Source organism: Aliivibrio sp. A6 (assembly GCF_028765505.1).
In the GTDB taxonomy this organism is placed as follows: domain Bacteria; phylum Pseudomonadota; class Gammaproteobacteria; order Enterobacterales; family Vibrionaceae; genus Aliivibrio; species Aliivibrio finisterrensis_A.
In genome coordinates, this window is sequence record NZ_JARACR010000018.1 from 1 (window position 1) to 13,628 (window position 13,628).

The 13,628-nt window shown below is 40.5% G+C and carries 13 protein-coding genes; 12 read left to right on the top strand and 1 reads right to left on the bottom strand.

What is annotated here, in order from left to right; all coding sequences use genetic code 11:
• Positions 1-575, bottom strand: a 575-nt coding sequence (locus tag PVK70_RS11555) for a flagellar brake protein (protein WP_274441470.1), incomplete at its 3' end; no start/stop codon positions are given.
• A gap of 264 nt (positions 576-839) precedes the next feature.
• Here PVK70_RS11555 and flhA point away from each other — a divergent pair.
• From flhA to PVK70_RS11615, 12 genes are read left to right on the top strand one after another with little or no spacing between them, the layout of a single operon-like run.
• Positions 840-2,933 carry a flagellar biosynthesis protein FlhA gene (gene flhA, locus PVK70_RS11560; protein ID WP_130048740.1) on the top strand — a complete coding sequence of 698 codons (2,094 nt, stop codon included), beginning with the start codon at positions 840-842 and terminating at the stop codon, positions 2,931-2,933.
• Between the two features lie 32 nt (positions 2,934-2,965).
• Positions 2,966-4,483 (top strand): flagellar biosynthesis protein FlhF, encoded by a 1,518-nt coding sequence (gene flhF, locus PVK70_RS11565; protein ID WP_130048678.1) that lies wholly within the window; start codon positions 2,966-2,968, stop codon positions 4,481-4,483.
• Complete coding sequence (locus PVK70_RS11570; protein ID WP_130048679.1) at positions 4,480-5,370, top strand: MinD/ParA family protein; 891 nt, start codon at positions 4,480-4,482, stop codon at positions 5,368-5,370. The genes flhF and PVK70_RS11570 overlap by 4 nt, the downstream gene beginning before the upstream one ends.
• Positions 5,363-6,094 (top strand): RNA polymerase sigma factor FliA, encoded by a 732-nt coding sequence (locus PVK70_RS11575; protein WP_130044154.1) that lies wholly within the window; start codon positions 5,363-5,365, stop codon positions 6,092-6,094. The genes PVK70_RS11570 and PVK70_RS11575 overlap by 8 nt, the downstream gene beginning before the upstream one ends.
• A gap of 48 nt (positions 6,095-6,142) precedes the next feature.
• Positions 6,143-6,511 (top strand): chemotaxis response regulator CheY, encoded by a 369-nt coding sequence (gene cheY, locus PVK70_RS11580; protein ID WP_011262352.1) that lies wholly within the window; start codon positions 6,143-6,145, stop codon positions 6,509-6,511.
• Between the two features lie 33 nt (positions 6,512-6,544).
• Positions 6,545-7,261 (top strand): protein phosphatase CheZ, encoded by a 717-nt coding sequence (locus PVK70_RS11585; RefSeq protein ID WP_130048680.1) that lies wholly within the window; start codon positions 6,545-6,547, stop codon positions 7,259-7,261.
• A gap of 9 nt (positions 7,262-7,270) precedes the next feature.
• Entirely contained in the window at positions 7,271-9,448 is a 2,178-nt protein-coding gene (locus tag PVK70_RS11590) for a chemotaxis protein CheA (protein WP_130048681.1), read from the top strand.
• A gap of 15 nt (positions 9,449-9,463) precedes the next feature.
• The gene (locus tag PVK70_RS11595; protein ID WP_130048682.1) at positions 9,464-10,597 is read left to right on the top strand and encodes a protein-glutamate methylesterase/protein-glutamine glutaminase; all 1,134 of its coding nucleotides are present in this window, start codon (positions 9,464-9,466) and stop codon (positions 10,595-10,597) included.
• 10 nt (positions 10,598-10,607) lie between these two features.
• Positions 10,608-11,375 carry a ParA family protein gene (locus PVK70_RS11600; protein ID WP_130048683.1) on the top strand — a complete coding sequence of 256 codons (768 nt, stop codon included), beginning with the start codon at positions 10,608-10,610 and terminating at the stop codon, positions 11,373-11,375.
• Complete coding sequence (locus PVK70_RS11605; protein ID WP_130048684.1) at positions 11,375-12,496, top strand: chemotaxis protein CheW; 1,122 nt, start codon at positions 11,375-11,377, stop codon at positions 12,494-12,496. Before PVK70_RS11600 ends, PVK70_RS11605 begins: the two co-directional genes overlap by 1 nt.
• A gap of 28 nt (positions 12,497-12,524) precedes the next feature.
• Positions 12,525-13,019: a chemotaxis protein CheW gene (locus PVK70_RS11610; RefSeq protein ID WP_130044160.1), complete on the top strand. Its 495-nt coding sequence runs from the start codon at positions 12,525-12,527 to the stop codon at positions 13,017-13,019.
• Positions 13,019-13,480, top strand: a complete 462-nt coding sequence (locus PVK70_RS11615; protein ID WP_130048685.1) for a DUF2802 domain-containing protein — start codon at positions 13,019-13,021, stop codon at positions 13,478-13,480. The genes PVK70_RS11610 and PVK70_RS11615 overlap by 1 nt, the downstream gene beginning before the upstream one ends.
• Positions 13,481-13,628 lie beyond the last annotated feature (148 nt).

A 13,628-nucleotide genomic window follows, 5' to 3' on the forward strand; every position in this document is an offset into this window, starting at 1 on the left:
TTTTCTTTTGGGTCTATATTTTTAATAATGCCTGAAACTGTAATCGAACTAACTCCACCAAGCTCTATTGCGACAGAGACCTCTTGATTTAGGAGATTACTCGGGTTCAGTTTTGCTGGTAATGAAATAGCACAACCGCCGGCTGAAAAATCGGTCATTATGCCAGTTAGGTTATGACTTCCCACGGCTAAATTACATGAAAACTTGGTCTCAAGACGCTGATGAGTACGGATCTGTCGCATGGAAATACTGCTAGGAGTATGAAGACAAATCATCTCCATAGGGCGGTAAATCACAGAATGAATTTGTGTGCGAAATGCAATAACATCACGATGCGTAGTATTGGTGATGGCCCTAAACGTAACTTCAGCTCCCTCTAGATAAATTTTATTAAACTCTAAAGGTGGTGCTATTGGGTATTCAAGAAAAACATACTGACCTTTTTTAAAGCCAATTAATGTAGATTGAACTTGAGCAGATTGACCGTTTGGGCAAGTAACCTCAAGGATCACTCTGCCTCCAATATCCATTTTATTAAGCACATTTTGGTCTGTACTAAGCGATACATCAGCCATATAAACACCAAGTAAGTAAAGAAGGTTACGATTATACAAAGGAAGAAGTAAGTTGCAATAATGATTGATATTTTTCCTTAATAATTAAGTGCTTAATTCAACAGTAACCATCATTTTTTTACTCGTCAGAAAAGAGAATAAGTAAAGCCAAAAAAGTGACATTAATTTGGCTCGAAACTTGCTTTATTGGGAGGGTCATCCTGTTATCAGTTATTTATTATTGATAATGATTCAATAATGAAGTCGAGTAAAGAAGCCGAAGTAATGAAATTTCAAATGCCACTCCCGAACAAGCTGTCTGCCTTGCAAGGTAAAACATTACCAGCTGTAGGAGCACCGATTTTAGTGCTATCTACGCTAGCAATGGTGATCTTACCCATTCCGGCGTTCTTACTTGATTTAATGTTTACTTTTAATATCGCATTAGCAATGGTGGTGTTATTGGTTACTATCTATTCACGTAGACCTCTTGATTTTGCTGCTTTTCCTACCATTCTTTTGGTATCAACATTACTTCGTTTAGCACTGAACGTTGCATCAACGCGAGTTGTACTTCTGCATGGTCATGAAGGCCCTGGTGCAGCAGGTCATGTAATCGATGCGTTTGGTAACGTGGTTATCGGTGGTAACTACGCCGTAGGTTTGATTGTATTCATTATCTTAATGATCATTAACTTTATGGTTGTAACCAAAGGTGCGGGACGTATTGCTGAAGTAAGTGCTCGTTTTACCTTGGATGCATTGCCAGGTAAACAAATGGCGATAGATGCGGATTTGAATGCTGGATTAATCGATCAAGAGCAAGCAAGAACACGTCGTTTTGAAGTAACCAAAGAAGCCGATTTTTACGGTTCAATGGATGGTGCGTCTAAATTCGTAAAAGGGGATGCCATTGCCGGTATTCTTATTCTATTTATTAACATCATCGGTGGTCTAGCCATTGGTATGAGTCAATTTGGTCTCGGTTTTGGTGAAGCAATCCAAATCTATACTTTGCTAACCATTGGTGATGGTCTAGTTGCTCAGATCCCATCGTTACTTTTGTCTATTGGTGCGGCGATAATGGTTACTCGTCAAAATACAGATGAAGATATGGGGGAGCAATTAGTATTTCAACTCGTTGATAATCCAAAGGCACTAATGGTGACCGCTGGTATTATGTTTGTGATGGGTATTGTGCCTGGGATGCCCCATTTCCCATTTATCCTACTTGCGTTAATGACGGGTGCTTGGGCGTATTACCTGAATAAGCAGAAAGAAAAAGAGGGTGATGATAAAAAAGCCGCGCCACCAATGGAGATATCATCATCGCAACCAAAAGAGCTGTCGTGGGATGATGTTCAACCCGTTGATGTTATCGGACTTGAAGTGGGTTACCGCTTAATTCCAATGGTAGATAAAGAACAAGGTGGTGAGTTACTTGATCGCGTGAAAGGGGTACGTAAGAAACTATCACAAGATTTTGGCTTCTTGGTTCCTGCTGTACATATTCGTGATAACTTAGAATTACCACCAAATGTATACCGAATTACATTAATGGGTGTCGCTGGTGGTGAAGCTGAAATTCGTCCAGATAAAGAGCTTGCGATTAACCCAGGACAAGTTTATGGGTCGATTGAAGGGGAACCAACGTTTGATCCTGCTTTTGGTCTAGAGGCCGTCTGGATTAACGGTGAGCAAAGAGAGCATGCTCAAGCTTTAGGCTATACTGTAGTGGATGCCGCAACAGTATTAGCAACGCACTTAAGCCAATTACTGACAAATAATGCAGCGCAATTACTTGGCCATGAAGAAGTTCAGAATCTGTTAGAGCTACTTTCACAAAGCTCACCTAAACTAGTAGAGGGGTTAGTCCCAGATCAGCTACCATTAGGTGCAGTTGTTAAAGTGCTTCAAAACTTATTAAATGAAGCGATCCCAGTGCGTGATATTCGTACTATAGTTCAAACATTGTCGGAATATGCGCCAAAAAGTCAAGAACCTGACATTTTGACGGCGGCTGTTCGAATTTCACTGAAACGATTAATTGTTCAAGAAATCAATGGGATAGAGGCTGAAATGCCTGTAATTACATTAATTCCTGAATTGGAACAAATATTGCATCAAACAATGCAGGCATCAGGTGGCGAGACCACAGGTATTGAACCAGGCCTAGCTGAACGTTTACAAGCTTCTTTAACTTTAGCAACTCAAGAGCAGGAATTAAAAGGAGAAGCGGCAGTCTTATTGACTTCAGGTGTATTACGTTCAACATTGGCTAAGTTTGTTAAGAATACGATTCCTAACTTACGTGTGCTTTCTTATCAAGAAATTCCAGATGAGAAGCAAATTAGAATTGTTCAAGCTGTTGGTAACTAATCGCGTCGACTTATTAGCGCAGGAATACGATATTGAAAATTAAACGATTTTTTGCAAAAGACATGCGTTCAGCTCTAGTTCAAGTAAAAGAAGAACTAGGCGTAGATGCAGTCATTATGTCAAATAAAAAAGTAACCGGCGGTATTGAAATCGTAGCCGCGATTGATCCGAGTGCATCATCACATACAGCACAAACTCCTGCACCTCGTCAAATAGCAGAAGATAAAGTGAATGTAGGCAAAGGATCGATGACACGACGTTTTGCAAACATGATTAAACAATACGGTTCAAATGGTACCTCAGCTGAGGCTGAGCCAGTAAAAGCTGAGAGAGAAGAAGATAGCTTAGCTGCATTATTGAAACGTCAGTCGAAGTTTCAAGGGCAAGCTCAACCTCAGTCTCAACTATCAAATACGAATTCTCATTCATATGGTTCTTTGAATAGATCTTCAGCAAAACTTGATACATCAGAGATGACTCGTGCGATTCAAAATAATCCAAATTTAGCGCACCTTATTTCTGATGATCCAATCAAAGGCCAAGAAGACCGAGTGCAACCTCGATTAGACCCTTCTCGTTACGAAAAAGGCCGTCGTTCATCAAATGAATCAAATGAATCAAATGAAGATTTAGAACATATGCGTTCAGAAATGTCGTCTATTCGTCGTCTTTTAGAGCATCAAGTATCAGGTTTGATGTGGCAAGAAGTCGAACGACGTGAACCATTACGCGCAATGTTGATTAAACGTCTAGAAAGAATGGGTTTATCGGCAGAGCTTGCAGATCAATTAGCTTGTTACATTCCGGAAAATACACCATCAAAAGACGCATGGTCAGCACTATTAAAGTTACTTGCAGAGCAAATTCCTACAGCAAAAGTAGATACTTTATCTCGCGGTGGAATTGTGGCGCTTCTTGGTCCTACAGGTGTTGGTAAAACAACCACTATTGCTAAGTTAGCAGCAAGAGCAGCAATGGAATACGGACCAGACCAAGTCGCTTTAGTTACAACGGATACTTTCCGTATTGGTGCTCAAGAACAATTGGCTATTTATGGTCGTATCATGGGTTGCCCTGTACGTATCGCAAAAGATGCTGATGAATTGGCATCGGTACTATATCAATTACGTAATCGTCGTTTAGTGTTAGTTGATACTGCAGGTATGGGACAGCGAGATGTACGTTTAACAGAACAACTTGATACATTAATGGAAAACAGTGGTTCTCAGATCAGCAGCTATTTAGTGATGCCAGCGACGGCACAGCGCCAAGTACTGCAAGAGACCATTGATCACTTTAAACGCATCCCATTATCGGGTTGTATTTTAAGCAAGATTGATGAATCACTAAGTTTAGGTGAATTAATCAGCGTAACAATAGAAAATGGCTTACCAATAGCTTACATTGCAAATGGACAACGCGTACCTGAAGATATTGTTTTAGCTCAACCTAAATACTTAGTAGCAAAAGCAAATGAATTACTAGAAAAATCGACGGAAAAGGACCCTCATTTCTGGAATAGCGACATGCCAGAGGCAGACAACTTATGATTGATAATAATATATACGATCAGGCTAGTGGATTACGACGACTTACTCAACCGACACTAACAAAAGTAGTAGCGGTAACGGGAGGTAAAGGCGGCGTAGGTAAAACAAATGTAACACTTAATTTAGCATTATCACTTGCTCAACAGGGAAAGAAAGTGATGGTGTTGGATGGCGATTTAGGCTTAGCTAATATTGATATTATGCTAGGTATTCGCACAAATAAAAATTTAGGGCATGTCTTAGATGGTGAGTGCGAATTAGCAGATATCATTGTTGAAGGCCCATACGGTGTGAAACTTATTCCAGCGACTTCTGGTTCTAAATCGATGGCAGAGCTTAGTCCTGCGCAACATGCAGGGCTTATCCGTGCTTTTAGTAGCCTAGAAGACGATATTGATATACTTTTAATTGATACAGCTGCTGGTATATCGGATATGGTAACTAGCTTTTCACGCGCAGCACAAGATGTACTTGTGGTTGTTTGCGATGAGCCGACTTCTATTACTGATGCTTATGCTCTTATTAAGCTATTAAGCCGTGAACATAACGTACAGCGCTTTAAAGTAGTTGCTAACATGGTAAGAAGTTACCGTGAAGGTCGTGAATTATTTGCGAAACTAACGCTAGTAACAGATCGCTTTTTATCTGCAAATATGGAATTAGTGGCTTGTATACCGCTTGATGAAAAAGTTAGATTATCTGTTAGAAAACAGAAGGTTGTTGTTGATGCTTATCCTCGCTCACCTGCTGCACTAGCGATGAAATCGTTAGCAAATAAAGTGGTGACTTGGCCGGTACCAAAAGCGCCAAGTGGTCATTTAGAATTTTTTGTTGAGAAATTACTACGAACTGAAAAGAGAAGTGAAGCAGAGGACGACTATGTCTGATGGCTTAACTTACGATCATAAAGGCAATGTGAATAGTCAGAAGGCATTTATAGAGCGTTATTCTGATTTAGTAAAACGCATTGCTCACCACTTAATGGCAAGATTGCCAGCAAGCGTGTTAGTGGATGACCTTATTCAGGCTGGTATGATCGGTCTGTTAGAGGCACAGCAAAATTATGACGGTAGCAAAGGCGCAAGTTTTGAAACTTACGCTGGTATTCGAATTCGAGGCTCAATGTTGGATGAAATCCGACGTGGTGACTGGGTTCCTCGCTCTGTTCATAAAAATAGTCGGATGATAAATTCAGCAATTAAAGAGCTTGAAGCTAAACTTTCTCGTGATCCGACCGATAAAGAGATAGCAGAACATCTAGAATTACCCTTAGATCAGTATTATCAGATACTTAATGATGTAAATTGCGGTAAACTAGTCGGCATGGAAGATTTAGGCGTTTCGGATGATGTAATCACAACCGAAGAACAAGCTGATGATAATATCCCATTTCAAGGTGTTGCCGACGAACACTTCAGAGTTGCTTTGGTGGAAGCGATTAAAACACTTCCAGAAAGAGAAGCTCTGGTTTTATCTCTTTATTACGATGAAGAGTTAAACCTAAAAGAAATTGGTGCAGTTATTGGTGTTAGCGAGTCTCGCGTCAGCCAAATACACAGTCAATCAATGCAACGACTACGGGCCAAGTTATCAACTTGGACAGTAGAATAATTAAATCCCGTTACTTTGCCCTCACTGGAGGCGATTTTGAATAAAAACATGAAGATCCTTATTGTTGACGACTTCTCAACAATGCGCCGTATTGTAAAAAATTTATTACGTGACCTAGGGTTTAATAACACCCAAGAAGCGGATGATGGTTTAACAGCATTACCACTACTTAAAAAAGGTGGCTTTGACTTTGTTGTAACCGATTGGAACATGCCAGGAATGCAAGGGATCGACTTGCTAAAAACCATTCGTGCCGATGACGAATTAAAACATTTACCAGTATTAATGATCACTGCTGAAGCAAAGCGTGAGCAAATTATTGAAGCCGCTCAAGCTGGTGTAAATGGATACATTGTTAAGCCATTTACGGCCGCAACATTAAAAGAAAAATTAGACAAAATTTTTGAACGTTTATAAGTAAATGTTGCGCGGTAAAGGATTAGCAATAAGATGATTTCATTAACTGATGCCAAAGAGCTTGTTGTTTTATTAGAAGCAGGCAAGCAAGAAGAAGCGGATCAAATTGTTGCTTCATTAGCGGTTTCTAGTGAACCTCAGATGCTTCAAGAGATTGGTTCTTTAACTCGTGATCTTCATGAGTCATTAAAGAATTTTAAGCTTGATCACCGAGTCGTTGCTATCGCTAATGATGAGATCCCAGATGCACGTGATCGTTTGCAATATGTGATTGATAAGACTGAAATGGCAGCCAATAAAACCATGGATGCTATCGACCGTTCATTTCCTATTGCTGACGAGTTGCATGAAGGGCTACTTCAAGTACGTCCTCAATGGAACAGCTTAATGAAAGGCAGAATTGAGCTTACTCAATTCAAAACGTTATGTCACAACATTGATGGTCTACTTACTCAAGTTGAAGGGAATAGCTCAGAACTGCGTAATGAGCTGACTAACATTTTGATGGCGCAAGATTTTCAAGACCTTACCGGTCAAATTATTAAACGAGTAATTACGTTAGTTCAAGAAGTTGAAGACCGATTGGTTGATATTTTGACTTTGTTTAAAGTAGAAGAGCGACTTGGTGAACAAGACGAACTTAATAAACCTTCTCAAGCTGAAGGTCCTATTTTAAACCCACATGAACGTGAAGATGCCGTTGCATCTCAAGATGACGTTGATGACCTATTAGCCAGTCTAGGATTTTAGAGGAACATTATGAGCTTTGAAATGGATGAAGACATCCTGCAAGATTTCTTAATTGAAGCAGGAGAAATTCTTGAGCTACTTTCTGAACAATTAGTTGAATTAGAACAACGTCCTGATGATTCTGATTTATTAAATGCTATTTTCCGTGGTTTCCATACTGTAAAAGGGGGCGCAGGCTTCCTTTCATTAACAGAACTTGTTGATGCATGTCATGGTGCTGAAAATGTGTTCGATATTCTTAGAACGGGTAAGCGTAAAGTTACTTCTGAGCTAATGGACACCATTTTAGAAACTCTTGATAGTGTAAACGTAATGTTCAACGCAGTTCAAAATGGTGAAACAGTAGAACCTGCTGAACAGCGATTGTTGGATCTGCTTCATCATTTAAGCAAACCTGAAACCGAAGGTGAGATAGCTGCGGCAGCGATAGAAGTAGCGGCTCCAGTTGTTGAAGCTGTCATTCCTCAAGAGCCTGTTGTTGAAAGCAATATTCATGATTCAGTAGATGATATTACTGAAGATGAATTTGAAAAATTATTAGATGAATTGCATGGCAAAGGTGCAGCACCATCAAATACTTTTTCGGCTCCAATAACGGCACCAGTGGCTCCGGCAATAGATACAGCTGCTGATGGAGACATTACTGATGATGAATTTGAACGTCTACTTGATGAGCTTCATGGTTCGGGTAAAAGTCCAACCAATTCAACAACAGCACCAACTGCTAATACTCAATCTGTTGATGAAGTATTGACTGGTGATGCTGATCTTATGAGTGATGACGAGTTTGAAAAACTGTTAGATCAACTGCATGGTTCAGGTAAAGGACCAACAGATGAAGAACTTGATCAAGCAGTAAAACCAGCGGCAGCAATGGCTCCTGCAACTCCAGCAGCGGTAGTTCAAGAAGCACCAACGCGAACGACTGCTCCTGCACCAACAAGAACTCAAGCTCCAGCTCCAGAAGCAAAACCTGTAGCAAAAGCACCTGCTAAACCACAGTCTAAGCCTCAAGCGGAAAGCACCGTTCGTGTTGATACATCAACGCTTGATAACATCATGAATATGGTGGGTGAGTTAGTTCTTGTTCGTAACCGTTTAGTCAGTTTAGGTTTGAATAGCAATGACGAAGAAATGTCAAAAGCGGTTTCAAACCTTGATGTTGTTACTGCTGATATTCAAGGCGCAGTAATGAAAACTCGTATGCAACCGATCAAGAAAGTATTTGGTCGTTTCCCACGAGTGGTACGTGATTTAGCGCGTACACTGAAAAAAGACATCGTGTTAGAAATGCGCGGTGAAGAAACAGATTTAGATAAAAACTTGGTTGAAGCGCTTGCCGATCCACTGATTCACTTAGTGCGTAACTCTGTGGACCATGGTATCGAAATGCCTGATGTGCGTGAGAAATCAGGTAAAGAACGTACAGGTAAAGTGATTCTGTCTGCCTCTCAAGAAGGTGATCACATTCTACTTAGCATTATCGATGATGGTGGCGGTATGGATGCAGATAAACTTCGTGGTATCGCGGTAAATCGTGGCCTAATGGATAACGATGCAGCATCACGCTTAACCAATAAAGAGTGTTATAACTTAATTTTTGCACCAGGCTTTTCTACTAAGACTGAGATCTCAGATATCTCTGGTCGTGGTGTAGGCATGGACGTTGTGAAAACAGCGATTAATCAGTTAAATGGTTCAATCGATATCGACTCAAATATGGGTGAAGGCACTAAAATTGTCATTAAAGTGCCACTAACGTTAGCAATATTACCGACCTTAATGGTTGGCGTTGCTAATCAACCATTTGCCTTGCCATTAGCAAGTGTGAATGAGATTTTCCATCTTGATCTATCGAAAACAAACATGGTTGATGGCCAACTAACGACAATTGTTCGTGAAAAGTCGATTCCATTATTCTACTTACAAGATTGGTTAGTTCCTGGCTCTCGTCAAACAGAACGTCAAGGATTAGGCCATGTTGTTATTATTCAATTAGGTGCTCAACGAGTTGGTTTTGTTGTAGATACCTTAATTGGTCAAGAAGAAGTCGTTATTAAGCCGCTTGATGAATTATTGCAAGGCACGCCAGGAATGGCGGGTGCAACCATTACTTCTGATGGTCATATTGCATTGATCCTTGATGTTCCAAATTTGCTTAAGCGTTACGCTGTTCGCATGCGTTAATGCACAAGGATACACATGGCAATAAAAGTATTAGTTGTAGATGATTCTAGTTTTTTTCGTCGCAGAGTAAGTGAAATCATTAATGCCGATCCTCGTCTTGAAGTTATCGACGTGGCTGTTAATGGTAAAGAAGCGGTAGAAAAAGCAAAATTATTGAAACCAGATGTCATTACTATGGATATTGAGATGCCTGTCATGGACGGCATCTCAGCAGTAAGAGAAATCATGAAGGCTTGCCCAACACCAACCTTGATGTTTTCTTCTCTTACCCATGACGGCGCAAAAGCAACATTGGATGCATTAGACGCAGGTGCTTTGGACTTCTTACCTAAGAAATTTGAAGACATCGCTCGTAATAGAGATGAAGCCGTTAGTTTATTGCAAAAGCGCATTGCTGAAATTGCTCGTAAAAAATTGTTTATGCGTCGTCCATCTGTGACAACGCAGACAACGCAAACGACAACGTCAACAGTTCGTCCTACTGTTCGTGCTACAGCATCAACGGTAGCGCCTGCTAAAAGTGTACCTGTTGCACCGGTAGCAGTCGCGCAGCGCTTTAAAGCAACCGGTAAAAAATATCAGTTAACCGCAATTGGGACTTCAACGGGAGGTCCTGTTGCATTACAAAAGATATTAACGGCAATCCCTGCTAATTACCCGCATCCGATTATTTTAGTTCAGCATATGCCTGCAACATTTACTGCAGCATTTGCGGCTCGTTTAAATAATTTGTGTAAGATCCAGGTGAAAGAAGCAGAGGATGGTGATGTATTAAAGCCAGGCTGTGCGTATCTTGCTCCGGGTGGTTTACAGATGATGGTTGATGGTCGTCCAGGCTCTTCTCGTTTGAAGATTTTAGACGGCGGTGAGCGCATGAACTACAAGCCTTGCGTGGATGTTACTTTTGGGTCTGCCGCGAAAGTGTATGGCGATAAAGTACTTTCAATGATCTTAACTGGAATGGGTGCTGATGGCCGTGAAGGCTGCCGAATGCTCAAAGCAGCAGGAGCAACCATTTGGTCTCAAGATGAGCAAAGTTGTGTTGTTTATGGCATGCCTCAAGCGATTGATAAAGCAGGCTTATCGTCAGAAAGTTTACCTCTAGAACGCGTAGCTGAAAGAATGCTCGTGGAAGTTGGATTGAAGTAGGAAAAGTATAATGGTTGTCTGGAGCATAGCGAACCAGAAAGGTGGTGTTGGTAAAACAACAACAACGATTACATTAGCTGGTTTATTGAACCAACGAGGTAAACGTGTCCTGATGGTGGATACTGATCCGCATGGGTCGTTGACTACTTATCTTGGCTATGACTCTGATGACTTGCCTTGCAGCTTATTTGAATTATTTCAACTGCCGACAATTAATAAAGCCACTGTTTCTCCGTTTGTATTAAAAAGTGACATTCCAGGGTTAGATATCATTCCAGCTCATATGTCACTAGCCACTCTTGACCGCGTAATGGGCAACCGTAGTGGGATGGGGTTAGTACTTAAAAGAGCATTGGCGGCATTAAAAGATGAATATGACTATGTATTGATTGATTGCCCTCCTATATTAGGGGTAATGATGGTTAATGCATTAGCAGCAAGTACTCGAATACTGATCCCAGTTCAAACAGAATTTCTAGCTATGAAAGGGCTAGAGCGAATGATGCGAACGTTAACGATAATGCAAAGAAATAAGCCTTCTCGTTTTGATGTTACTATTATTCCAACTATGTACGATAAGCGTACTAACGCGTCACTACAAACGTTAATGGATCTAAAGTCGACCTATTCAGATCAAGTGTGGGCATCCGCGGTGCCAATTGATACAAAGTTTAGGGACGCAAGTTTAAAAAGAATGCCGCCGTCATTTGTTTCACCAAATAGCCGTGGTGTTTTTGCATATAAAACGTTATTGAATTATCTAGAGAGATTAGCTTAATGGCTGACTTTAAAACATTTACCAGTGAAGAAGCACTTGATGATTATTTTTCATCACTGTTAGATGAAGAAGCTATTGAACTTGAGCATGACGCTGAAGATAGCATTATGCCAGAGCCAGAGCCAGAGCCAGAGCCAGAGCCAGAGCCAGAGCCAGAGCCAGAGCCTATTTATTGGCACTCAGAGTCAGTAACTATTAATACACCAGAGCCTCAATATCAACCGCAGTTCTCGCCAGTAGAGGATGATAATGACACTTACCCGTTTGAATTACCTCAATTAGAGGACGTTCAACGATTATTAAGTCAATTAGAAAACTCACAATTAGAAGCGCAAGTTGAAATTGACGCCCTGATTATTGACGATGTAGAAACAGAACCAATGAGAATCGAACCAGCGATTGAAAAAGCTGAAACCGAAACTCAAGACGTTCTCGTTGCTTCTTCAAATATTAAAAGCGACTCGATTATTAAAGAGGAAGCTGAAGAAGAACTCGACTTATCAGCATGGGATATTTCAGATAAAGTGAATATTTCCTCTTCTTCTGAACCTCAGATTGAAGAAGTAGAACCCATTGTCGATAATGAGAGTGAAGAAGCTACTGAAACCCAGTTAAAAACCCAAGCAGGAAAATCGCCACCACCAAGTGGGCTAGATTGGGAAAACGCAGAGCATCAAGAAGAATTTCAAGTCCTATTTTTTGAAGTGATGGGAGTTATGTTTGCTGTACCATTAGCGGAGTTAGGCGGTATTCACCAAATTACCGAGCTGAGTCACCTAATTGGTCGCCCGGATTGGTATCTTGGTTTGCAAACAAATAGAGAAATGAAAATTGATGCGCTTGATACTGCAAAGTGGGTGATGCCACAAAGTATCAAAGATGAAAGCTATAAAGAAGATTATCAATACCTTGTTATGCTTGGTGAGAGCAAATGGGGTTTAGCGTGTAATGCGCTAGCTGGAACTGAAACCCTTACCAGTGATCGAATTCGTTGGCGAGAAACGGCAGGAAAACGTCCGTGGTTATCAGGAATGGTAAAAGAAAAGATGTGTGCCTTGATTCATGTTGAGGCGATGATTGCGATGCTTAATGCCGGTTTGGACATTAAGGGAATAGAGTAAAATAACTCTAAGAGTACGAGGAAATAAAATGTCTCAGGTTAATGAAGTAGAGATCCGTAAAGATCAAGTAAATGACGAAGTATTACAGTGGGTAACGTTTCAACTAGAAGAAGAAACTTACGGTATCAATGTAATGCAAGTGCGTGAAGTATTACGTCATACCGAAATTGCACCCGTTCCGGGCGCGCCAGATTACGTTCTAGGTATCATTAACCTTCGTGGTAATGTAGTCACTGTTATTGATACACGTTCACGTTTTGGTCTAATGCAAGGTGAAATCACAGACAATACACGTATTATTGTGATCGAATCTGAGCGTCAAGTTATCGGTATCCTTGTTGATAGCGTGGCAGAAGTTGTATACTTACGTTCATCAGAGATTGACACTACGCCAAGTGTTGGTACGGAAGAAAGCGCTAAGTTCATCCAAGGCGTTAGCAACCGTGACGGCAAGTTACTTATCTTGGTTGACCTTAACAAACTTTTGTCTGAAGACGAATGGGATGACATGGCAAGCCTATAATGGTTGATATTTTAACTCAGCTCTCAGAGCTATTTGCAGCAACAGCAATGATCCTAGTGCTTGTGGTTTATGTTTTATTAAATCGTAAAAACAAGCAGTTAGAATTACAATTAACTCAAGCTCAGGCGCAAAACAAACAACTTCAAGATGAGCAACAAAAGCTACAAAAGCAATTTGTTGAATTCCGTACTGGCTCAATCAATTTGGGACAAAAAGTAGCGGATATGGCTCAGTTAAGTCAACATTTTGATGATCGTTTAAATGAACTAGAAAATACAGATGCGGATAGCCGTTTGTATTCAAGAGCCAACAAATTGGTTCAGTTAGGCGCAGGAATCAATGAGTTGATGGAAGAGTGTGAGTTGCCTAAAGCAGAAGCCGAGTTAATGATGTCTTTACAAGCCAAAATAGCAGCAGGTAAAGGCTCTATTCCACCATTACGATTAGAAGACGAAGAATAACGGCTTTCTAATTTTGCAGAACACATAGAAGCTCCTCATTGAGGGGCTTTTTTTTATTCATCTTATAGTATCCCGAACTGTAATTTTAAATTAACTAACCATTAAGTAGTATATTACTTTTGTGTGAAGCAACTTATTGATACCCATA